General features: G+C 72.1%; 22 protein-coding genes. 13 read left to right on the top strand and 9 right to left on the bottom strand.

Annotated elements, in window-relative coordinates; all coding sequences use genetic code 11:
* Nucleotides 1-5: 5 nt before the first annotated feature.
* The gene (locus ABZ818_RS15380) at nucleotides 6-1,502 is read right to left on the bottom strand and encodes a DUF3152 domain-containing protein (RefSeq protein WP_361414391.1); all 1,497 of its coding nucleotides are present in this window, start codon (nucleotides 1,500-1,502) and stop codon (nucleotides 6-8) included.
* An 8-nt stretch (nucleotides 1,503-1,510) separates the two neighbouring features.
* Nucleotides 1,511-2,707, bottom strand: coding sequence for an alpha/beta hydrolase (locus ABZ818_RS15375; RefSeq protein WP_361414388.1), 1,197 nt, complete (start codon nucleotides 2,705-2,707; stop codon nucleotides 1,511-1,513).
* Nucleotides 2,708-2,920: 213 nt separating this feature from the next.
* Between ABZ818_RS15375 and ABZ818_RS15370 the strand changes: the two genes are divergently transcribed.
* The 4 genes from ABZ818_RS15370 to ABZ818_RS15355 all read left to right on the top strand — a co-directional run bounded on the left by ABZ818_RS15370 (nucleotide 2,921) and on the right by ABZ818_RS15355 (nucleotide 4,864).
* The gene (locus ABZ818_RS15370) at nucleotides 2,921-3,133 is read left to right on the top strand and encodes a hypothetical protein (protein ID WP_361414386.1); all 213 of its coding nucleotides are present in this window, start codon (nucleotides 2,921-2,923) and stop codon (nucleotides 3,131-3,133) included.
* 236 nt (nucleotides 3,134-3,369) lie between these two features.
* Nucleotides 3,370-4,014, top strand: a complete 645-nt coding sequence (locus ABZ818_RS15365; RefSeq protein ID WP_361414384.1) for a TetR/AcrR family transcriptional regulator — start codon at nucleotides 3,370-3,372, stop codon at nucleotides 4,012-4,014.
* A 175-nt stretch (nucleotides 4,015-4,189) separates the two neighbouring features.
* On the top strand, nucleotides 4,190-4,417 hold the full coding sequence (locus ABZ818_RS15360) for a DUF3107 domain-containing protein (protein ID WP_141358638.1): 228 nt from the start codon (nucleotides 4,190-4,192) through the stop codon (nucleotides 4,415-4,417).
* A 177-nt stretch (nucleotides 4,418-4,594) separates the two neighbouring features.
* Nucleotides 4,595-4,864, top strand: coding sequence for a hypothetical protein (locus tag ABZ818_RS15355; RefSeq protein ID WP_361414382.1), 270 nt, complete (start codon nucleotides 4,595-4,597; stop codon nucleotides 4,862-4,864).
* A 47-nt stretch (nucleotides 4,865-4,911) separates the two neighbouring features.
* On the opposite strand, the gene ABZ818_RS15350 is transcribed toward ABZ818_RS15355, so the two are convergent.
* Nucleotides 4,912-5,658 (bottom strand): ferritin-like fold-containing protein, encoded by a 747-nt coding sequence (locus tag ABZ818_RS15350; RefSeq protein ID WP_361414380.1) that lies wholly within the window; start codon nucleotides 5,656-5,658, stop codon nucleotides 4,912-4,914.
* A 490-nt stretch (nucleotides 5,659-6,148) separates the two neighbouring features.
* Here ABZ818_RS15350 and ABZ818_RS15345 point away from each other — a divergent pair, with 490 nt between their 5' ends.
* Nucleotides 6,149-8,653, top strand: a complete 2,505-nt coding sequence (locus tag ABZ818_RS15345) for a DEAD/DEAH box helicase (protein ID WP_361414378.1) — start codon at nucleotides 6,149-6,151, stop codon at nucleotides 8,651-8,653.
* Nucleotides 8,654-8,819: 166 nt separating this feature from the next.
* A complete protein-coding gene (locus ABZ818_RS15340; protein WP_361414376.1) occupies nucleotides 8,820-9,707 on the top strand; it encodes an alpha/beta hydrolase in 888 nt (295 codons plus the stop codon).
* Here ABZ818_RS15340 and ABZ818_RS15335 read toward each other — a convergent pair.
* Nucleotides 9,704-10,600: an NYN domain-containing protein gene (locus ABZ818_RS15335; protein WP_361414374.1), complete on the bottom strand. Its 897-nt coding sequence runs from the start codon at nucleotides 10,598-10,600 to the stop codon at nucleotides 9,704-9,706. The genes ABZ818_RS15340 and ABZ818_RS15335 overlap by 4 nt on opposite strands.
* Before the next feature lie 195 nt (nucleotides 10,601-10,795).
* Between ABZ818_RS15335 and ABZ818_RS15330 the strand changes: the two genes are divergently transcribed.
* Nucleotides 10,796-10,948: a hypothetical protein gene (locus ABZ818_RS15330; protein ID WP_100568199.1), complete on the top strand. Its 153-nt coding sequence runs from the start codon at nucleotides 10,796-10,798 to the stop codon at nucleotides 10,946-10,948.
* Between the two features lie 99 nt (nucleotides 10,949-11,047).
* Here ABZ818_RS15330 and ABZ818_RS15325 read toward each other — a convergent pair whose 3' ends face one another.
* The 3 genes from ABZ818_RS15325 to ABZ818_RS15315 form a co-directional block, all read right to left on the bottom strand.
* Entirely contained in the window at nucleotides 11,048-11,653 is a 606-nt protein-coding gene (locus ABZ818_RS15325) for a MarC family protein (protein WP_361414372.1), read from the bottom strand.
* Nucleotides 11,654-11,707: 54 nt separating this feature from the next.
* Nucleotides 11,708-12,565 (bottom strand): PHP domain-containing protein, encoded by an 858-nt coding sequence (locus tag ABZ818_RS15320; protein ID WP_361414370.1) that lies wholly within the window; start codon nucleotides 12,563-12,565, stop codon nucleotides 11,708-11,710.
* Between the two features lie 166 nt (nucleotides 12,566-12,731).
* Nucleotides 12,732-13,373, bottom strand: a complete 642-nt coding sequence (locus ABZ818_RS15315) for a DUF6758 family protein (protein ID WP_361414368.1) — start codon at nucleotides 13,371-13,373, stop codon at nucleotides 12,732-12,734.
* 149 nt (nucleotides 13,374-13,522) lie between these two features.
* On the opposite strand from ABZ818_RS15315, the gene ABZ818_RS15310 reads away from it, so the two are divergent.
* Nucleotides 13,523-14,779 (top strand): MFS transporter, encoded by a 1,257-nt coding sequence (locus tag ABZ818_RS15310; RefSeq protein WP_361414366.1) that lies wholly within the window; start codon nucleotides 13,523-13,525, stop codon nucleotides 14,777-14,779.
* 30 nt (nucleotides 14,780-14,809) lie between these two features.
* Here ABZ818_RS15310 and ABZ818_RS15305 read toward each other — a convergent pair whose 3' ends face one another.
* Nucleotides 14,810-15,394, bottom strand: coding sequence for a suppressor of fused domain protein (locus tag ABZ818_RS15305; protein WP_361414364.1), 585 nt, complete (start codon nucleotides 15,392-15,394; stop codon nucleotides 14,810-14,812).
* A gap of 489 nt (nucleotides 15,395-15,883) precedes the next feature.
* On the opposite strand from ABZ818_RS15305, the gene ABZ818_RS15300 reads away from it, so the two are divergent.
* Together ABZ818_RS15300 and ABZ818_RS15295 are read left to right on the top strand one after the other, a co-directional pair.
* Complete coding sequence (locus tag ABZ818_RS15300) at nucleotides 15,884-16,999, top strand: magnesium and cobalt transport protein CorA (protein WP_361414362.1); 1,116 nt, start codon at nucleotides 15,884-15,886, stop codon at nucleotides 16,997-16,999.
* Between the two features lie 22 nt (nucleotides 17,000-17,021).
* A complete protein-coding gene (locus ABZ818_RS15295; protein WP_361414360.1) occupies nucleotides 17,022-17,534 on the top strand; it encodes a hypothetical protein in 513 nt (170 codons plus the stop codon).
* A gap of 33 nt (nucleotides 17,535-17,567) precedes the next feature.
* Here ABZ818_RS15295 and ABZ818_RS15290 read toward each other — a convergent pair whose 3' ends face one another.
* Nucleotides 17,568-18,314 (bottom strand): hypothetical protein, encoded by a 747-nt coding sequence (locus tag ABZ818_RS15290; protein ID WP_361414358.1) that lies wholly within the window; start codon nucleotides 18,312-18,314, stop codon nucleotides 17,568-17,570.
* Between the two features lie 219 nt (nucleotides 18,315-18,533).
* On the opposite strand from ABZ818_RS15290, the gene ABZ818_RS15285 reads away from it, so the two are divergent.
* From ABZ818_RS15285 to ABZ818_RS15275, 3 genes are read left to right on the top strand one after another with little or no spacing between them, the layout of a single operon-like run.
* Nucleotides 18,534-19,817, top strand: coding sequence for a CBS domain-containing protein (locus ABZ818_RS15285; RefSeq protein WP_361414356.1), 1,284 nt, complete (start codon nucleotides 18,534-18,536; stop codon nucleotides 19,815-19,817).
* Complete coding sequence (locus ABZ818_RS15280; protein WP_361414354.1) at nucleotides 19,807-20,403, top strand: DUF1003 domain-containing protein; 597 nt, start codon at nucleotides 19,807-19,809, stop codon at nucleotides 20,401-20,403. Before ABZ818_RS15285 ends, ABZ818_RS15280 begins: the two co-directional genes overlap by 11 nt.
* 42 nt (nucleotides 20,404-20,445) lie before the next feature.
* On the top strand, nucleotides 20,446-21,579 hold the full coding sequence (locus ABZ818_RS15275) for an Mrp/NBP35 family ATP-binding protein (protein ID WP_361414352.1): 1,134 nt from the start codon (nucleotides 20,446-20,448) through the stop codon (nucleotides 21,577-21,579).
* The last annotated feature ends 175 nt before the right edge of the window (nucleotides 21,580-21,754 follow it).

Below are 21,754 nucleotides of genomic sequence, written 5' to 3'. Positions count from 1 at the left end.
TCCGGTCAATTCCCCGGGTAGGGCCACGCGTTGGGCAGGCAGTGGATTCCGTCGTGGTCGAGGAACTTCGTCTGCTGCTGCATGACGGGCGCCGGCGCGCCGTCCTTGTCGCAGGTGACGTGGCCGTAACCGAGCCGGTGGCCGACCTCGTGGTTGATCAGCATCTGTCGGTAGGCGTACATCTCGTCGCCGTAGGTCTTGGAGCCCTGCGCCCACCGGTAGGCGTTGATCATCACGCGTTCGGTGGCGGCCGAGTCGCAGGAGACGTTGTCCACGGTGGTGTCCAGGCCGGACTTGGCGCACCAGGTGGCGGTGGTGCCCGGGCTGGCGAGCGTGATGACGAAGTCGGGGCGGCCGGAGGAGATGCGCTCGAAGGTGCGGGCGCCGCCGTGGGCCCAGCTGCGGCGGTCGTTGAGCGTCTTCTGCACGGCCGCGGCGAAGTGCTCGCCGTCCAGGCCGAGGCCCTGCTCCACGTCGACGCGGTAGGTGTACTTGCGTCCCGTGCCGGGCGCCTTGGCGAAGCCCGGGACCGCGTCGAACCGGCCGGAGCCCTTGAGTGCGGGGCTGAGCGGGTACTTCGTGCTCATCTTCTGGTCGTACGTCAGTGCCGACACGTTCGGCGGCGCGGGCGGGGCCGCCTTGCCGTCCGCGCCCGCGATGTCGGCGGCGTCGGGCCCCGCCTGGTCGGTGGCGGACTGGGAGAGCGCCCCGGCGCCGGACTGGTCCTCGGCGACCTGTCCGGCGACGACGACGGCGAGCACCGTGGTGACGGCGGCGGCCGCTATGCCGGTGAACGTCTTCCCCTTGGCCGCGGTGCCCCGCGCGGGCTCGCCGGTCGGATGTGCGGCGTCGTCGTCCCCGTCGTCCACCGCGTTCTGCCGGGCCGGAGCGGAGGGCGGCGCCACGGACGGGCTCGCGGTGCTCACGTCACGGCGGGGCCGGGGGGCGAAGACGTCGTCGTCCTCGTCGAAGGCGTCCAGGTAGTCCTGCCTCGGCCCGGCGGACGACGCCCGCCGCTGCCGGGGAATCGGAGCGCGGGTGCGCACGGAGGCGGCGGTGGGAACGGCGGAACCGCCGAGGCCCGTCGAGCTGCCGAGACCGGCGGTCGTCGGCCCCTGCGCCCCGCTCCCGTTCATGGCTTGCGCTCCCAACTGCCCCCAGCCGCCACCGGCTTCCCGCGGCTCCGGGTGCCCACCACGAACCGGAGGAATCCCGCCGGCCGGCGTCCCGTCAGGCAACCGCGTTACCCCGCGAGCCGGTGTGCCATGTCCGAGTATCGGGCCAGGGCTCGGCCTCGAACCCGGCCCCGGCCGACCGCTCGGGCCGTGCCACGGCTCGGCGCCGTCCCGGTTCTCGCGTGCGTCCCAGCGCTCCGGACCGCCGTGCGGCCCGTGGCCGTCCCGTGGTCCGTACCCCTCCTGGGGTGCGCGGTCGTCCCGGCCGGTGCTCGTGTTCTCGGTCCTGCCCTTGGGCGCGGGCCCGCGGCGGCTGTGGCGTCCCACGTCGGCCCTCAGCCCCCCGCACCCGCGCCGGAGGAGGCTCCACCGCCGGCCTCCGAGCCGGAAGCACCACCGACCGCCCCCGCGCCGGAAGCGCCACCGCTGGTCTGCGCGCCGGAAGTCCGGCCGGCCGTCTCGGCTCTGGAAGCCCCACGGCCGGCTTCGGCCCCGGCGGACTCGACACCGGTCCGTACACCGCCGTCCCCCTCGGCCCCGGCGGCCGCTCCCGGTTCCGTCATCGATCCGGTCTCCAACTCTCCCGTGTCCAGCAGCAGTTCGCGGAACGCGGTGGCCACGGTCTCCGGGTACTCCATCATCGCCACATGGCCGGCGTCCGGCAGGGTGAGGAGGCGGGAGTCGCGGAAGGTACGGGCCGCCCGCTGCGCCATGCGGAAGCCGACGAGCTGGTCGCGGCCCCCGTAGATCAGCAGCGTGGGCGCGAGGACCCGCTCGGCCTGCCGCCACAGGCCGTGCTGGCCACCCAGTGTGTACGCGTCCACGATCCCGCGCGCGGAGCGCGACATCGCGTCCCAGAAGTATGGCAGTTGAAGCCGCCGCTCCATCTCCCCCACCGCGTTGCGGAACCCCTCGGGCGTCACCCGCCCCGGGTCGCCGTAGCACAGGGCCATGACCCCGCGGACCCGCTGCTCCGCCGTCCACTCCCGGGTGAGCCGGGTGAACAGGGCGGTCACGCCGGGCACCGCGAGCAGGCCGGTCGGCACGGCGGTGCGCTGCACCCGGAGTTCGGGCAGCGCGGGCGAGACGAGCGTGAGCGTCCGCACGAGATCGGGCCGCAGCGCCGCGACGCGCGTGGACACGGCGCCGCCCAGCGAGTTGCCCATCAGGTGCACCGGTCCGCGACCGGAGGCGTCGAGGAAGCGGATCACCGCGCGCGCGTGCCCGGTGACGGAGTAGTCGCCGTCGTCCGGTGGCGGGGAGTCGCCGAAGCCCGGCAGGTCGACCGCCTCGCCGTCGACGACATCGCCGAGCAGCGGCATCAGGGCGGACCAGTTCCGGGAGGAGCCACCGAGGCCGTGCACGTACAGCGCGGGCGGCAGTCCCTCCCGCGCGGGCGGCCGCGCGCGTACCGACAGCGTCATCCCCGGCAGTTCGACCGAGCGCAGCCGTTCGCCCTCCTCGACCCCGACGGGCGTCACCCGCGGAAATACGTTGGCGGGCGGCACAAAGGGCAGCTCGGTCGAAGACATGCGGGCAATGTTACGAGACGATCACGTAGCGACTCGCGTGTTCGCCTGTGTTCGCGGTCACAGATTGTGCGCGTACAGGACCGCCGATCGGGCCGCGGATCGCATAGCGTCGCGATCGGGTGTCTCCTACGCTCATACAGAGGGCACCCGCCCATGGCCCCTGCTTCTTCCAGGGACATTCCGCAGGGACATTCCGCAGGAAGGGAGCCCAGCATGGCATTCGACCCCACCGATCCCGAGACGTTCGAGGACGACGACGCCACGGAGATCGCCGTCGAGGCCCCGGAGGGCGACGCCGCCGAGCAGCACGCGGACGTCGCGCCGGACCGCGACGAACCCCTCACCGGGGACCCGGACAGGGCCAACGAGGCCGATCTCATCGAACAGGCGCGGGTCGTCTCCATCGACGAGGACGACTACCGGTGAGGGGCGGGGCGGACAAGGTGGCGCGTGAGGCGACGCTCGGGACACGCGACGGCAAAGACCGCCGCTGAGCAGGAGCGGAGCTTTATGCCCATCTTGAGTCCGTTTGAAACGCTCTATGCCGCTTTTGTCGCCGTCCGGTCCGTGAAATCCTGCGCTCGCACCGCGCACACCACGGTTACCGAAAAGTACGATGGCGGCGCGGCGCACACCGCATGTGGACGACTTTGGGAGGCGGCGTGACAGCCATCGAGCAGACAGAGGCGGCACGCCCGCGAGGCACGCGCCTGCCGCGCCGTGCCCGACGGAACCAGCTGCTGGGTGCCGCCCAGGAAGTCTTCGTGGCACAGGGGTACCACGCGGCCGCCATGGACGACATCGCCGAGCGCGCCGGCGTCAGCAAGCCGGTGCTCTACCAGCACTTCCCGGGCAAGCTCGACCTCTACCTCGCCCTGCTGGACCAGCACTGCGAGGCGCTCATCCAGTCGGTGCGGGGCGCGCTCGCCTCGACCACCGACAACAAGCAGCGCGTGCGCGCCACGATGGACGCGTACTTCGCCTACGTCGAGGACGACGGCGGTGCCTTCCGGCTGGTCTTCGAATCGGACCTGACGAACGAGCCGGCGGTGCGCGAGCGCGTCGACAAGGTCGCCAACGAGTGCGCCGAGGCGATCTGCGACGTCATCGCGGAGGACACCGGCCTCTCGCGCGCGGAGTCGATGCTGCTGGCCTCGGGCCTCGGCGGACTCGCCCAGGTGGTGGCCCGCTCCTGGCTGCACAGCGACCGCAGCGTCCCCCGCGACCAGGCGGTCCAGTTGCTGGCGTCCCTGGCATGGCGCGGCATCGCCGGTTTCCCGCTGCACGGCGCCGAGCAGCACCACTGAGCGCCGGCGGCACCACGGCACCCCGCCGGGACACCGCCGTACGGGGGTTCTGTTCCCGTGGGCTGTTCGCTCCTGGCGTTCCCGGGCGGAGCGTGCTCGTCCCCTCACCGGGCTAATGTGTGCTGGTACGGCGCGGAAGGTCGCGCACTTCACTGACCGTCGGAGGGACATAGCCGTGGAGGTCAAGATCGGCGTGCAGCACGCGCCCCGCGAGATCGTTCTGGAGAGCGGTCAGACTGCCGAGGAGGTCGAGCGGGCGGTGTCCGAGGCGCTGGCCGGGAAGTCACAGCTGCTGACCCTCGTCGACGAACACGGCCGCAAGGTGCTGGTACCGGCCGACCGCCTCGCGTACGTCGAGCTCGGTGAGCCGGCCCCGCGCAAGGTGGGCTTCGGCGCGCTGTAGTCGCCGCGTCACGAACGACGGGAGGGGCCCGGCGGTGGAGAACCGCCGGGCCCCTCCCGTGTCTCCCTTTCACGGGTGGCGCACAATCCACTCACAGGGAGGGTTGCCTTCCGCAGGTCAGGGGTATGACCGGCTACGACCGTCAGGCACCGGCCGATCGTGTGGGAGGGAACAAACATGTTCTTGGAAACGCTCGGCTCCGCGCTGATCGGTCTGCTGTTCGGCTGGACCGCGTTCCACCGCCTGTCCCACCGTCTGCCGTCCCGTCTCCTGGTGCAGTCGACCGGTGTCGCGGGGGGTCTCTTCGGCGGCTTCGTCACACACAGCGCGCTGGGCTCCGGCAGCCTGCTGCCGACACTGCTCGGCGCGGTGGTCGTCTCGGCCGCCTCGCTGTCCCTGCTGGTGCGCCCCGCGGGAAGACTGCGCCGGCGGTCGGCGCCGGCCTGATCCGGCGCCGACGGCGGCGCACCCCCTGACCGCGCCTCCCGGTGGTCCTACGCGGCCAGCCCCAGCGCGGCCATCCGCTTGGTGTGCGCCTCGGTGATCCGGGAGAACATCCTGCCGACCTCGGCGAGGTCGAAGCCGTCCGCGACGCCGCCGACGAGCATCGTGGACAGCGCGTCCCGGTCGGCCACGACCCGCTGGGACTGCGACAGGGCCTCGCCCATCAGCCGTCGCGCCCACAGCGCCAGCCGGCCGCCCACGCGCGGGTCCGCGTCGATCGCCGCGCGCACCTTCTCCACCGCGAAGCCGGCGTGCCCGGTGTCGTCCAGGACGGCCAGGACCAGCTCGCGCGTGTCGGAGTCCAGACGGACGGCGACCTCCCGGTAGAAGTCGCTGGCGATCGAGTCGCCGACGTAGGCCTTGACGAGCCCTTCCAGCCAGTCCGAGGGCGCCGTCTGCCGGTGGAAGCCGTCGAGCGCGGCCACGAACGGCTCCATCGCGAGCGTCGGCTCCTCGCCGATCTCCGCGAGCCGGTCGCGCAGCCGCTCGAAGTGGTGGAACTCGGCCGACGCCATCTTCGCCAGCTCGGCCTTGTCCGCGAGGGTGGGCGCCAGCTTGGCGTCCTCCGCGAGCCGTTCGAACGCCGCGAGCTCCCCGTACGCGAGGGCCCCGAGCAGGTCCACGACCGCGGCGCGGTACTGCGGGTCGGTGGCGGCCGTCGCCCAGCCCTGGGCGGCGATGCCGGTGGGTTCGGCGGGCGCGTCGGAGGCGTTGTCAGACTTGTCAGAGCTCGTCATGAAGCGCACAATAGCCCGCCCTCCGCGCCTGCGAAGGACCTGGCCAACCAGTGTGATGACGACTACGTGACCGAATCGGCCATCACGTGTGCGTGTTTCCGGGGTATGGTGGTAATGCGCCTGCTGAGTACGCCGACGTGTTTCGGCGTATGTCGACAGGCCGCACGCATGAGGATGCCCGGTCGGTGGCCCGATCGGCTCCGACCCGACAGCCCTCCCTGACCGTACGGCACTGTGCGTACGACGATCGGAGGGACCTCCAAGCGGTTCGAGCGCTAGAGCGTCGGCTGTGGTCCCGTGCCACACGGCCCGCCCGCGTGGGCGGCCGACGTCCCCGGCCCGGTCAGACACGACCCCCGCGCTCGCCTCGCACCGCGCACACAGAAGAGGCAGCACCCTGACTACGACGTTCCGAGCACTCGGGATCCTCCCCGAGACCGCCGAGGCCCTGGAAGCCGTCGGCATCACCACTCCCTTCCCCATCCAGGAGATGACGCTGCCCGTGGCCCTGACGGGCACGGACGTCATCGGCCAGGCCAAGACCGGCACCGGCAAGACGCTCGGCTTCGGCCTTCCGCTCCTCGAGCGCGTCACGGTCCCCGTCGACGTCGAGGCGGGCCGCGCGCAGCCCGAGGCCCTCACCGACACCCCGCAGGCGCTCGTCGTCGTCCCCACGCGCGAGCTGTGCGTCCAGGTCACCAACGACCTGCTGACCGCGGGCAAGGTGCGCAACGTACGCGTCACCGCGATCTACGGCGGCCGGGCCTACGAGCCCCAGGTGGAGGCCCTGAAGAAGGGCGTCGACGTGGTCGTCGGCACCCCGGGCCGCCTGCTGGACCTCGCCGGCCAGAAGAAGCTGAACCTGAAGCACGTCAAGTGCCTGGTGCTCGACGAGGCCGACGAGATGCTCGACCTGGGCTTCCTGCCCGATGTCGAGAAGATCATCAACATGCTGCCGGCCAGGCGGCAGACCATGCTGTTCTCGGCCACCATGCCTGGCGCGGTCATCGGTCTGGCCCGCCGCTACATGTCGCAGCCGACGCACATCCGCGCCACCGCGCCGGACGACGAGGGCGCGACGGTCGCGAACATCAAGCAGTTCGTCTACCGCGCGCACTCGCTCGACAAGCCCGAGATGGTCGCCCGTATCCTCCAGGCCGACGGCCGCGGACTGGCGATGATCTTCTGCCGGACGAAGCGCACGGCCGCCGACATCGCCGAGCAGCTCCAGCGCCGCGGCTTCGCCTCCGGCTCGGTCCACGGCGACCTCGGCCAGGGCGCCCGCGAGCAGGCGCTGCGCGCCTTCCGCAACGGCAAGGTCGACGTGCTCGTCTGCACCGACGTCGCCGCCCGGGGCATCGACGTCGAGGGCGTCACGCACGTCGTCAACTACCAGTCGCCCGAGGACGAGAAAACGTACCTGCACCGCATCGGCCGTACGGGCCGCGCGGGCGCGAAGGGTACGGCGATCACGCTCGTCGACTGGGACGACATCCCGCGCTGGCAGCTCATCAACAAGGCGCTGGAGCTGGACTTCAACGACCCGATCGAGACGTACTCCACCTCGCCGCACCTCTTCGCCGAGCAGGGCATCCCCGAGGGCACCAAGGGTGTCCTGCCGCGCTCGGAGCGCACCCGTGCCGGACTGGAGGCGGAGGAGCTGGAGGACCTCGGCGAGACCGGCGGTCGCGGTGCACGCGGCCGCGGTGGCCGGGGCGAGGCCCGCCCGGCGGACCGTGAGCGTTCGGCGGAGCGCGAGCGCCCGGCACGTACGCCGCGACGCCGTCGCCGCACCCGTGGCGGCGCTCCGTTGGACCCGGCAGCGGTCACGCCGGCCGACGGCACGTCGGCCGACGCCGTGCCGGTCGAGTCCACGGTCGCGGAGGAGGCATCCGCCACACGCACTCCGCGCCGCCGGCGCCGTCTGCGCGGCGGTGCGCCGGCGCAGCCGGTGACGGCCGGCGAGCCCACGGGACCGTCCGAGCCCGCTGAGCCCGTCGAGTCCGCTGCGTCCGCCGAGTCCGCGGTGACGACGGCCGAGGGCCTCGCTCTCGATGCCACCGAGGCGCCCGCGAAGTCGCGCCGCCGCCGTACCCGCAAGTCGGCGGAGCAGGCGGTCACGACGGCCCCGGCCGAGACCGAGGTCGCCCCGGAACCGGCGGCTCCGGCCGAGACCGGCGCCGAGACGGCCCTGGCCACGGCGGAGTCCACCGCGGACGAGGCGGAGGCCAAGCCGCGCCGCCGGACCCGCAAGGCCGCGGCGACCGCACCGGAAGCGGCTGCGGACACCGCCGAGGGCACCGTCGACGAGGCGGAGACCAAGCCCCGTCGCCGCACCCGCAAGGCCACGGCCGCCACGGACGCGCCGGAAGCCGCTGCCGAGGCCAAGCCGCGCCGCACCCGCAAGGCCGCCGACACGGTCGCCGCGGAGATCCCGGCCCAGGTGGCCGACGGGCCCGACAGCGCCGCCGAGGCGGCGGTCGGCGTCGCCGAGGCTACGGAAACCAAGCCGCGCCGCCGCACCCGCAAGGCCGCGGCCACCGCGCCCGAGACCGTGACGGACACCGCCGAGGGCACCACCGGCGAGGCGGAGACCAAGCCGCGCCGGCGGACCCGCAAGGCCGCCGAGACGGCCGACGCACCCCTCACCGACGAGGCCACGGCAGTCAAGCCCCGCCGCACCCGCAAGGCCACGGCCACCGCGCCCGAGACCGTGACGGACACCGCCGAGGCCAAGCCCCGCCGCACCCGGAAGGCGGTCGCGGCGACGGCGGAGGCAGAGGCAGAGGCAGAGGCCAAGCCCCGCCGCCGGACCCGCAAGGCCGCCGAGGCCCCCGCGGAGGCCGTCGACACGGCCGGGAGCACGGCCGCCGAGCCGAAGCCGCGCCGTACGCGCAAGACGGCGGCCGCCGCCAAGGCAACGGTGGACGCCGCCGAGATCCCGGCGCAGACCACCGGGAAGACCGCCACCGCGGTGGAGTCCACGGAGGCCTGATCCAGCGCTCCAGGCGCCCGTACGACCCGGCGGCCCGGCCCACCCCGTGTGGGACCGGGCCGCCGGCGTACGCGGCGGCCCGGCCGGTCCACCCCGACCGCCGACCGGTTCACCCGAACTGCCGTCCCCACGCCCCCGAGGGCGCCGCGCCCGATAGCCTCGGCGCATGAGCAGGCCCCCTACGTTCGTCCCGCCGCCCGGGGCGCGCGCCTACCGGCTGCGCACCGCGCGCGGCGAGTTCGCCGTGGTCGACGCGCCCGTCGCGGCCGGTGCCGAGCCGCGGGGCACCGCGCTGCTGCTGCCGGGGTTCACCGGGAGCAAGGAGGACTTCAACCCGCTGCACGAGCCGCTCGCGGCGCGCGGGTATCGCACGGTGGCCGTGGACGGCCGCGGGCAGTTCGAGTCGGACGGGCCGGTGGACGACGACTCCGCGTACGCCCAGAGGGAACTCGCCCGGGACGTCCTCGCGCAGGCGGAGGCGCTCGGCACGCCGCTGCATCTGCTCGGGCACTCGCTGGGCGGGCTGGTCGCACGCGCGGCCGTGCTCCTCGACCACTCCCCCTTCGCCTCGCTCACCCTGATGGCCTCCGGCCCGGCGCAGATCTCCGGCTCCCAGCAGCAGCGCGTGAAACTGCTGCGGGACGCGCTCGGCGTGATGTCGATGGCCGAGGTGTGGGAGGTCATCCAGGCGATGGAACCGCCCGAGGAGACCGACACCGGCGCCGGACTCGACGCGGGCCTCGACGACCGCGCGGACCTGCGCCGCCGCTGGCTGGGCCACAAGCCCGCCCAACTGCTGGCGACCGGGCTCCAGTTGTGCATCGAGCCGGACCGCGTCGCCGAACTCGCCGCCCTGCCGCTGCCGTTCCACGTGCTCTCGGGCGCGCGGGACGACACCTGGCCGGTGCCCCTCCTGGACGACATGGCCCGGCGGCTGGGCGCCCGGCGCGCGGTCGTCGAGGGGGCCGAGCACTCCCCCAACTGCGACCAGCCGCTCGCCACCGCCCACGCCCTCGCCGGCTTCTGGGACACGGAGGACCGGACGGCCGGCTAGAACTGCGTCTGAAGGTGCTCCCAGAAGCCGTCCCGCAGCGCGCGTCGCAGGTCCGCCTGGCCGCGCAGGGAGTACTGGAGGATGCCTTCGGCCTCGACCAGCAGGTCCTGGTCCACCGACCCCGGCAGATACGGATGCCCGGGGAGCAGTTCCGCCAGGGTTTCGCGGCCGCGCGCCGCGAGCCACTTGGCGGCGATCTGCGCGCCCACGAAGCGGACGTTCTCGCGGGTCGGGCGGGCCGTCTGGGCGGGGTCGTACGCGGGGGCGGTGCGCCGGGAGACGTACGGCTTGAAGAACTCGAGGTCGAGGGTGCGCTGGCTGTCGACCTCCCAGAGCAGCGGCTCGGCCTGGTTGCGGGCGTCGGGGGCCTCGATGCCCCACAGGTGCACCCGGGCGCCGTAGCCCTGGGCGGCCTCCACCGCCGACACCAGGTCCTCGTCGCCGCCGAGCAGCGCGGCGTCGCTGATGGCACGGTGCCGGGCCAGTGACTCCAGGTCCGTGCGTATGAGGGAGTCCACGCCCTTCTGCTGGTTGTTGGCGTTGAGGTTGCCCAGGCGGACCTTGACGTCCGGCAGTTCGGCGATCGACTGCTGCTCGGCGGTGTGGATGCGGCGCCTAGCGCCGTCGTACCAGTAGACGCGCAGCAGGCGGCTGTCGGCGAAGACGGTGCGGGCCCGGTCGATGAGCGCGTCGATCAGCCCCTCGGCGTCCAGGTCGAAGGCGCGGCGGTCCTCCGTCCCGGCCACCAGCCGCCCCGCCGCCGCGTAGAGGTACCCGGCGTCGACGAAGATCGCATGGGTCGAGGGCGTCTTCGCCACCTCGGCGAGCATGCGTTCCAGCAACTCGTTCGTGCGGTCGATGCGGGCGGACAGCGCCGCGAGGTCATCGTTCATCGCCTTCCATTGTCCCGGCGGTCACGCTGCGAACACAACCGGTCCCGGTCGGTCAATTGAAGCTGTCTTACCGGTCACTGATTAGACATTCGAAAAATTTCCTTAGCGTAGGGAATGTTTGCATCGTGCAGGTCGTTGTACCCGGGTGAAGCCAGTAGTTCTCCTCAGGAGGATGACCAGACGAAGGGAGAGGCAATGCGCTTCGAAATCATGCGACTCGACGAGGTCGACGGCACGCCCGTGGACTGCACCGTCGTGGACGCCGCCTCCGTCAACCGGATCGTTCAGCAGGCCGCCGCTGTCGGGCAGCGGCTGTGGATCCGCCCGGCCGAGACCACGGCCTCATGACAGAGGCCGAGACCCCGGCCTCATAACAGACGCGGACCACCGCAGAAGCTTCGAAGCCCCCGTACGGCTGCCGTACGGGGGCTTCGCGCATGTACGCGCTCAGGTGCCCTGGATCACCTGCGTGACCCCGTTGATGATCTGCTGCACGGCGATCGCGGAGAGCATCATGCCCGCCAGCCGTGTCACCAGGACGACACCGCCGTCCTTGATGACCCGGATGATCAGCAGCGAGTAGCGCATGACCAGCCACAGCACCACGTGGATCGCGAGGATCGCCGACCACACCGAGACCTGGCCGGCCACGCTGCCGGCCTTCTCCACGGCGAGGATGACGGACACGATCGCGCCGGGACCGGCGAGGAGCGGCATGCCGAGCGGGACCAGCGCGACGTTGACGTCCTTGGTCTGCTTGGGTTCGTCCGTCTTGCCGGTGAGCAGGTCGAGCGCGATCAGCAGCAGGAGCAGTCCGCCGGCGATCATCAGCGCCGGGACGGACACGTGCAGGTAGCCCAGGATCTGGTTGCCGAGCACGCCGAAGACGGCGATGACTCCGCCGGCCACGCAGACGGCCTGGAAGGCCATCCTCTTCTGCGTCTTGGCCGGTCGTCCGGCGGTCAGCGCGAGGAAGATCGGGGTGATCCCGGGGGGATCCATGATGACGAAAAGGGTGAGGAACAGGGAACCGAAAACGGCAGCGTCGAACATCGGTGAGAGGCCTTGAGGAAGAGAGAAGTGACGTGAGGGCGGGGGAGGCGGGCCTCAGACCCCGCCGGTCCCCGGGACCGGGAACGCGCCGGTGGCCCGTCGCGTGATCTCCCCGTACACGTCGGGATGCGTCGTGAACTCACCGAGCGAGACGGTCTTGCGGCTGCCGTGGTAGTCGCTGGAGCCGGTCGCGAGCAGGCCCAGTTCGCCGGCCAGCCCGCGCAGCCGCGCACGGGCGTCGGGGTCGTGGTCCATGTGGTCGACCTCGAGGCCGTCCAGCCCGGCCGCGGCCATCTCGGCGATACGGGGCTCCGGCACCGTACGGCCCCGCTTGGCCGCCGCCGGGTGGGCGAACACACACACTCCGCCCGCGCCCTTGACCAGCCGGATCGCCTCGAAGGGGTCCGTCTCGTGCTTCTCGACCCAGGCGCGGCCGCCGTCGGCCAGCCAGTCCCGGGTGAAGGCGTCGCTCACGGTGGGCACGACGCCGAGCTCGACCAGCGCCGAGGCGACGTGCGGCCGCCCGACCGAGCCGTCGCCGGCGATCCGCGCGACCTGCTCCCAGGTGATCGGCACGCCCAGCGCGTTCAGCTTGGCGATCATGGCCTTGGCCCGCGGCACCCGGTCGTCGCGGACGAGCTCGCGCTCGGCGAGCAGCGCGGGCTCCACGGGGTCGAAGAGGTAGGCCAGCAGGTGCATGCTGATGCCGTCGACTCGGCAGGAGAGCTCGGCACCGGTGACGAGGGTGAGCCCCTCGGGGAGCGCGGCGATCGCCTCGGCGTACCCGCGGGTGGTGTCGTGGTCGGTCAGCGCGACGACGTCCAGACCCGCCGCGGCGGCGTTGCGCACCAGCTCGGCAGGGGTGTCCGTGCCGTCGGACGCGTTGGAGTGGGTGTGCAGATCGATGCGCACGACACGGACTCCAGGCTCTGACGGGACGGAAGGGGACACCCCAGGATAACGGGCGCCCAGGGGTGCCCTGTCACACCCGCAAGAGCGGTGCGCCCCCTACGACTCACGCGCTCCTGCGGCTCACGCACCCCCGTGCTCGCGCACTCCCTGCGGCTCTCGGCGGCCCCTACGGACGGAGCAGTCGCGGCGACAGCGCCCCGCACGGGACCAGTTCGAGTTCGGCGCCCGCGTCCCGCAGGTCCGCCAGTACCAGCTCGTCGTACATCAGCAGCCCGGACCGCTCGGGCCACACCACCGCCCACAGCCACAGCCCGAGCGCCTCGCCCGCGAAGACGGCACGGTCGTCCGGGGCGCCGGACACGTGCCACAGCGGGGTGGGGCGGCCGCCGGCCAGGACCTTGGCGTCGGGTGGCTTCTCCACGTCCAGGTAGGTGCCGGGGTCCGGGCCGTCGATGCCGGCGTAGCGCGCGCCGAGGCCGACGCCGAGTTCCTCGGCGACCAGGATGAGTTCCCCCATGCCGCCGAGCGGACCGGGTCCGGAACAGGCCACGGCCGTGGCCCGGCCGCCGCTGCGGTCGTCCCCGGCGTAGACCACGCCGGTGAACAGCCAGCCGACCGGCAGGGGCCACGGCATCCACACGGGCACCTGGGTGCGCTGCACCACGACACCGAGGGCCTCGACGCTGGGCGGGATCACGGGCTGCAGCGGATACACGGTCCCGTGCACGTCGCACTGCCAGGAATCGCTGAAGAGTCCGGGAGCCCTGACCCGGCCACCGCACTTCGGGCAACTGGGTTCGCCCCTCATAGGGCCCCACGGTCCTACCCCGGCAGCGCCACGTCAAGGACGATCACCCGTCCGGCCCGGGCACCCGGCCACAGCCAACTAGATGCATGTTGCATCAATTAGGGTAGCTAACTTATTATGTGTAAACAGCAACGATCGGAGGGAGCAGCATGCACAGCAGCACAGGAGGCCCCGCGGAGGGCGACGACCCGTTCGACGCGGGCGCGGGAAGCATCCTGCGGCAGCCCAGGGCGGTCTGGGCGACGGCCGGCGCGTCCGTCGTCGCCTTCATGGGCATCGGGCTTGTCGACCCGATCCTGCCCTCCATCGCCAAGGGCCTGAACGCCACCGCGAGCCAGGTCTCCCTGCTCTTCACCTCGTACTTCCTGATCACCGCCTTCGCGATGCTGGTGACCGGCTTCGTCTCCAGCCGCATCGGCGGCCGCAAGACCCTGCTGCTCGGCCTCGCCTTCGTGGTGGTCTTCGCCGGACTCGCCGGCACCTCGGGCTCCGTCGCCCAGCTCGTCGGCTTCCGGGCCGGCTGGGGCCTCGGCAACGCGCTCTTCGTCTCCACCGCCCTCGCGGTGATCGTCGGCGCGGCGGCGGGCGGCAGCGCGGCGGCCATCCTGCTCTACGAGTCGGCGCTCGGCCTCGGCATGGCCTGCGGCCCGCTGCTCGGCGCGCTGCTCGGCAACGCCAGCTGGCGCTATCCGTTCTTCGGCACCGCGTTCCTGATGGCCGTCGGCTTCCTGTGCATCACGGCGTTCCTGAAGGAGCAGCCGAAGCCGGCCCGCAAGACCTCCCTGCTGGACCCGGTCAAGGCGCTCGGCCACGGCGGCCTGGCCTCGGCTGCGGTCTCGGCGTTCTTCTACAACTACACGTTCTTCACCGTGCTGGCCTTCACGCCGTTCGTGCTGAACATGACCCCGTACAAGTCGGGTGCGGTGTTCTTCGCCTGGGGTGTGCTGCTCGCGCTGTTCTCGGTGGTGGTGGCGCCGCGCATGCAGGCGCGGTTCGGTTCGCTGAAGGTGCTCGGCGGCTCGCTGGTGCTGCTGGCCGCCGACGTGGTCGTCCTCGGCTACGGCGACCACACCAGCGCCGTCGTCTGCACCATCCTGTCCGGTGCCTTCATCGGCGTGAACAACACCGTCTACACCGAGCTGGCCCTCGGAGTGTCGGACGCCCCTCGTCCGGTGGCGAGCGCGGGCTACAACTTCGTGCGCTGGTTCGCGGCCGCCGCCGCGCCCTTCTTCGCGCCGAAGATCGCGGAGTGGACGGACATCCACGTGCCGTTCGTGGCCGCGGGAGCGACCGCGGTGGCGGGCGCGGTGGTGGTCGCCGTCCGGCGCGGAGCCCTCACCCACGAGGCGGAGGAGCTCCAGCCGCGGCACGCCACCGAGGACAGCGTCACGGTCTTCGCCAACTGACGCCGACCGGCGGCCTGTTGGTGAGCTTGCTCACTCCAGCGGGACGGAACCGCGGGCGGGGTCCCGCAGGTCCGTCCCGTGGCTCAGCCAGCGCTCGCGCAGGGCCTGCGCGCCGTGCACCCGCTTCCAGGCGGCCTCGTTCGGGGTCATCGGCAGCAGCGGCAGGAACCGTACGGGGTCCAGCGGCTCGTCGAGTTCCAGGTCCTCCACCAGGCCGCCCGGCTCGGCCACCAGGACCGAGGTGAAGGACGCGCCGGGCCACAGCGGCTCGCCCACGTCGAGCGAGGCACCCGGCGCCACGACCACGCCCTCGACCTGCGGAGACGCTCCCAGCACGGCAAGCGGGCGGAGCACCTTGTCGGTGTCGGCGAGTCCGGCGCGGACGGAGAGGACCAGTTCCGCGCGCGGCCCCTTGACCGGGTCGGCGAGCAGCGCGGTGGGGTCGGACATGGGCCGCGCGGACATGCCGAGGGTGGCGTACCGGACGATGTCCCCCTCGTGGAAGCGCAGCACCTCGAACCGGTCCGTGCCGAGGAAGGTGACCGCGGCGCGGGCGTCCGGTTCACCCAGCGCGGAACACAACCGGGCCTCTACCAGAGGAAGAACATCAGCCATGCGGCGAGCATAGAACTCGTCAGCGGCAGGCAAAGCGGCACCTTGACACATCGGGCTGCTGATACTCTTGGCCGGTCGTCCGGGGCAGCGCACTGCGGGATGCCCCCCAGGTGTTCAGCCCTGGGAGGTCTCGATCCGGCCCTGACGCCGATGGGACTCCCTTACGAGGGACCGGCCGGAGGAGGTGGGGCTGTCATGGATCGAAGTCGACCGTGCAGTAGCACCCGCTCTTCCCGCCGCTGATGTCGTCGCTCTGACTCCGGTCGGCCGCCACCTCTCGCGTTCGTGCCCTCGCGCACGTCATACGGAAGAGCACTTCGTTTCGTTTGATCTGTCTGATCTGAACCAGTGACGAAGCTCGCCACCGCGACGGTGCGGTGCTCCCCGCTTTGTGGACGTGCCAAACATCCTTGAGGCCACACGTCCTCATTCCGGGCAGTTCCAACCGCCGTCGGCGGCCCTCGTCGCTCGCTGCGAAGGAGCCCCGCCATGTCGATGATCCGCGACCTGCGTTCCGTGGTCCGCCCCTCCCGCACGGCCGCGCGCCAGGACGACGGCGCGTACGACACCACGCGCGACCCGGCCACGCCCTCGGCCATCGTGGACTGCGCCGTCTACCGCGACGGCTCCCGCGTCCCGACCGACCGCCCGCTCACCCCGCAGGAGGCGATGCGCCAGGTGCGGCGCGACGGGGGCTTCGTGTGGATCGGCCTGCACGAGCCGAACGAGGCCGAGTTCGCCGGTATCGCCGGGGAGTTCGGGCTGCACCCGCTGGCCGTGGAGGACGCGGTCACGGCCCACCAGCGGCCCAAGCTGGAGCGCTACGACGACACGCTCTTCACGGTCTTCAAGACCATCCACTACGTGGACCACGACGAGCTGACCGCCAACAGCGAGATCGTGGAGACCGGCGAGGTGATGTGCTTCACCGGCCGGGACTTCTTCATCACCGTCCGGCACGGCGGGCAGGGCTCGCTGCGCGCGCTGCGGCACCGGCTGCAGGACGACCCCGAGCTGCTGGCCAAGGGCCCCTCAGCAGTGCTGCACGCCATCGCCGACCACGTCGTCGACGGGTACATGGCGGTCGCGGACGCGTTGCAGGAGGACGTCGACGAGGTCGAGACGGAGGTGTTCTCGCCGGGCCGGGGCGGCACCCCGCGCGGCACCGACGCCAGCCGGATCTACCAACTCAAGCGCGAGGTACTGGCGTTCAAGCGGGCGGTGTCGCCGCTGCTGCGGCCCATGCAGCTGCTGAGTGAGCGTCCGATGCGGCTGATCGACCCGGACATCCAGAAGTACTTCCGGGACGTGGCCGACCACGTGGCCCGTGTGCAGGAGCAGGTCATCGGCTTCGACGAGCTGCTCAACTCCATCCTCCAGGCCAACCTGGCGCAGGCGTCCGTCGCCCAGAACGAGGACATGCGGAAGATCACGGCCTGGGCCGCGATCATCGCCGTACCGACGATGGTCTGCGGGGTGTACGGCATGAACTTCAAGTACATGCCCGAGTTGCACCTGAAGTACGGCTACCCGCTGATCGTGGCGGTCACCGCCGCGATCTGCCTGGGCATCCACCGCACGCTCAAGCGCAACGGCTGGCTGTGAGCGGGCTCGTTACTCTTCTGCCATGAACACCGAGCTGCTCGACCAGGCCCTCGTCGAGGAGGCCACGAAGAAGTCCGGCCTCATCTGGGTCAAGGGCCCCGGCGTCCCGGCGCGTGCCCTGTGGCACGTCTGGCACGAGGGCGCCGCGTGCGTGGTGGGCGACGGGCCCGGCGAGCAGCCGCTGCCCGGACTGGCCGACGGGGCCGCCGCCGAGGTGATGGTGCGCAGCAAGGACAAGGGTGGCCGCCTGGTCACCTGGGCCGCGCGGGTCGTGGAGGTCGCGCCGGACACCCCGCGGTGGCAGGAGGTCGTGGCCGAGCTGAAGGGGAAGCGGCTCAACGCGCCCGACGGCGAGGCCATGACGGCGCGCTGGGCCCGCGAGTGCCGAGTGCTGCGCCTGGAGCCCACGGGGACGACCGCGCCGCTGCCGGAGGGCTCGCTGGCCGAGGCACCGCTGCCGACCCCGGCGACGACCCGCCGGCCGGTCCCGGCCGGGCTGCCGCGGCTGCTGGTGAAGAGACGGCGCCGGAAGTAGCCCCCTCCAAAAAACCGGGGAGGGGCACGGAGGTCAGGACGTCGGCAACTGCTTGCCGTAGTCGACCGTCTCGTCCTTCGCCGGCTGGGCCACGGCGAAGTCCTTGCCCCAGTCCGAGAAACTCAGCGTCCCCGCGTCGCCCGCGCGCACCAGGCGCAGCGGGTAGGGGGTGCCCTCCAGGGAGACGTCCAGGGTGCCGCCGGAGCCCTTGCCGCCGGTGATGCGGATCGTGCGGACGCCCGCCTGCGCGTGGTGCCCGTCGGTCGCCAGCGCGCCGTGCAGTGTCAGCAGCCCGTCGAGGAGGAGGTCCTTGTCCGTGAAGCCGCTGAACCGCTTGTACGCGGGGTCGCCCTGTGGCACCTTCACGTACTTGCCGTCCAGCTTGTCGGCGGCCCCGGTGGCCTTGCCGCTGCCGTCGACCTTGCCCCAGAACTCGGCGTCCGCCTTCAGGTACAGCTGTTCCCCGACCCGCAGCAGCCCGAAGGTCACCCCCTCCGAGGTGACCGAACCGGAGCCGCCGTCGTCCTTCAGACGCATGTCGAGCCGGTACGTACGGCCGTTGCTGACCACGTTCCCGGACAGGTGCACGGTGTCCGCGGTGGCGGCCGCCGCCTTCGTCCTGGCCTGGATCTTGTCGGCCGGGAGTCTGCCCACCCCGTTGGTGCCCGCGTCCGGATCGTCCCCGGAACACCCCGTCAGACCCGCGCCCGCGACGACCAGAGCACACAGCGCGCTCGTCAGCGCGGCCCGGCGGGTACGGCCCTGGGGAATCACGGTCACAGGTGGAGCTGCCTTTCTGACGGGTGTCCTGAGCGGCGTACGGCAGCGTACCGGGGCCGAGGGCGCCCGGCGGACCCGGCTCGTCCGGACCCTCACCAGGGCGTATCCGAGGTGGACGGGCTAGCCTGAAGCGCACCTGAGCGGGCATTTGGGAAAAGAAACCCGGCACACACGACACGCAACACACGCACCACACAGCCGTGCAAAGGAGGCGCAGCCATGGCAGCGGGCGCCCCCCGGATCTTCGTCTCGCATCTCTCCGGAGTCGCCGTCTTCGACCCGACGGGCGACCAGGTGGGCCGCGTCCGCGATCTGGTCGTCATGCTGCGCGTCGGGCGCCGGCCGCCCCGTCTGCTCGGGCTGGTCGTCGAACTCGCCACCCGGCGCCGCATCTTCCTGCCCATGACCCGGGTGACCGGCATCGAGTCGGGCCAGGTCATCACCACGGGCGTACTCAACGTCCGGCGCTTCGAGCAGCGCCCCACCGAACGTCTCGTCTTCGGCGAACTGCTCGACCGGCGGGTGACGCTCGTGGAGACCGGCGAGGAGGTCACGGTCCTGGACATGTCGGTGCGGCAGCTGTCCGCGCGCCGAGACTGGGAGGTCGACCGCGTCTTCGTACGCAAGGGCAGGAAGGGCGGCGCGTTCCGGCGCAACCGGGGAGAGGCCCTGACCGTGGAGTGGTCCGCGGTCACCGGCTTCTCGCTGGAGGAGCACGGGCAGGGCGCGGAGAGCCTGCTCGCCACCTTCGAGCAGCTGCGCCCCGCCGACCTGGCCAACGTGCTGCACCACCTGTCCTCCAAGCGGCGTGCCGAGGTCGCCGCCGCGCTGGACGACGACCGGCTCGCGGACGTCCTCGAAGAGCTCCCGGAGGACGACCAGATCGAGATCCTCGGCAAGCTGAAGGGCGAGCGCGCGGCCGACGTGCTGGAGGCGATGGACCCGGACGACGCCGCCGACCTGCTCGCCGAGCTGCCGCAGGAGGAGCAGGAGCGGCTGCTGGGGCTGATGGAGCCCGCCGACGCGGCCGACATGCGCCGGCTGATGTCGTACGAGGAGCACACCGCGGGCGGCCTGATGACGACCGAACCGATCGTGCTGCGCCCGGACGCGACCGTCGCCGACGCCCTGGCCCGCGTCCGCAACCGCGACCGCTCCCCCGCGCTGGCCGCCCAGGTCTACGTGTGCCGCCCGCCCGACGAGACCCCGACCGGGAAGTACCTGGGCACGGTGCACTTCCAGCGGCTGCTGCGCGACCCGCCCTACACCCTCGTCGGCTCGATCCTCGACGACGACCTGCAACCCCTCGCGCCCGACGCCACGCTGCCGGTCGTCGCCGGGTTCTTCGCGACCTACGACATGGTGGCGGCGCCCGTCGTCGACGAGTCCGGCTCGCTGCTCGGCGCGGTCACCGTGGACGACGTCCTGGACCACATGCTGCCGGACGACTGGCGGGAGACGGAGTACGACCTGGACGAGGGGGCGGCGACGCATGGCGGCTGAGCGAGAGGTCATCCGCGAGCGGCCGGTGGGGGCCACGGCCGCCGGGCGGCCGCGGGCCGGCCGGCTGGACCAGCCGCGCCCGCCCCGGCGCCGACTGCTGCCGGAGTGGGACCCGGACGCCTTCGGGCGGCTGTCCGAGCGCATCGCACGGTTCCTGGGCACCGGGCGGTTCATCGTCTGGATGACGGTGGTGATCATCGTCTGGGTGCTGTGGAACGTGGCCGCGCCCCGGCATCTGCGGTTCGACGAGTACCCGTTCATCTTCCTGACCCTGGCCCTGTCCCTTCAGGCCTCCTACGCCGCCCCGCTGATCCTGCTGGCGCAGAACCGGCAGGACGACCGGGACCGGGTCAACCTCGAGCAGGACCGCAAGCAGGACGAGCGGTCGATCGCCGACACCGAGTACCTGACGCGCGAGATCGCCGCGCTGCGCATGGGCCTGGGCGAGGTGGCGACCCGCGACTGGATGCGCTCGGAGCTCCAGGACCTGGTCAAGGAGCTGGAGGAGCGGACCGTCGACGGCCACCGCCGGCACGGGGTATTCCCGGCGGATCACCCGCACACACGTGACATGGACGACCGGTGACGGGGTCCCGGGGCCCGCACGGAGCGCCGTACCATCGTCCTTATGGCTACGGAAGACGCGGTGCGCGCAGCTCTGGCGACGGTTGACGATCCCGAGATCCACCGACCCATCACCGAGCTCGGCATGGTCAAATCGGTGGAGATCGGCGCGGACGGAGTGGTCGCGGTCACCGTCTACCTGACGGTCTCCGGCTGCCCGATGCGCGAGACGATCACCCAGCGGGTGACCGACGCCGTCTCCCGCGTCGAGGGCGTCACCCGGGTCGACGTCACGCTCGACGTGATGAGCGACGAGCAGCGCCGGGAACTGACGGCCGCGCTGCGCGGCGGCCAGGCCGAGCGCGAGGTCCCCTTCGCCAAGCCCGGCAGCCTCACCCGCGTCTACGCCGTCGCCTCCGGCAAGGGCGGCGTCGGCAAGTCCTCGGTGACGGTGAACCTGGCGGCGGCGCTGGCGGCCGACGGTCTGAAGGTGGGCGTGGTCGACGCCGACATCTACGGCCACAGCGTGCCGCGGATGCTGGGCGCGGACGGCCGCCCGACCCAGGTCGAGAACATGATCATGCCGCCGTCGGCGAACGGCGTGAAGGTCATCTCCATCGGCATGTTCACCCCGGGCAACGCGCCGGTCGTCTGGCGCGGGCCGATGCTGCACCGCGCGCTCCAGCAGTTCCTGGCGGACGTGTACTGGGGCGACCTGGACGTCCTCCTGCTGGACCTGCCGCCCGGCACCGGCGACATCGCGATCTCCGTGGCCCAACTGGTGCCGAACGCCGAGATCCTGGTGGTGACGACGCCTCAGCAGGCGGCAGCCGAGGTGGCCGAGCGGGCGGGCTCCATCGCCGTGCAGACCCACCAGAAGATCGTCGGCGTGGTCGAGAACATGTCCGGCCTGCCCTGCCCGCACTGCGACGAGATGGTCGACGTCTTCGGCACGGGCGGCGGCCAGGCGGTCGCCGAGGGCCTGACCCGCACCACGGGTGCCACGGTCCCGGTGCTCGGCTCCATCCCGATCGACGTCCGCCTGCGCGAGGGCGGCGACGAGGGCAAGCCGGTCGTCCTGACCGACCCGGACTCCCCCGCGGGCTCGGCCCTGCGGGCGATCGCCGACAAGCTCGCGGGCCGGCAGCGGGGCCTCGCGGGACTGTCGCTGGGGATCACCCCGAGGAACAAGTTCTAGTACTGCAACCGCATCTGGGGTGACGATCAACGGCGTCTGTCGTTGATGTGACTGTGTGCTGATGGGTTGACGGTCGAGCAGGTTGAGTCGTGGTCCGAGGGGATGGCCGGGCTGCATGCCCGGTTCGCCCACCGTTTTGGCAGGTCCGAGCCGCGCGAGCGTGCACTGGACTACC

It is taken from the genome of Streptomyces sp. NPDC047453, assembly GCF_040643155.1.
Lineage (GTDB): Bacteria > Actinomycetota > Actinomycetes > Streptomycetales > Streptomycetaceae > Streptomyces.
Note: the sequence above shows the minus strand (reverse complement) of the source record. Positions and strands in the feature narration are given on the sequence as shown.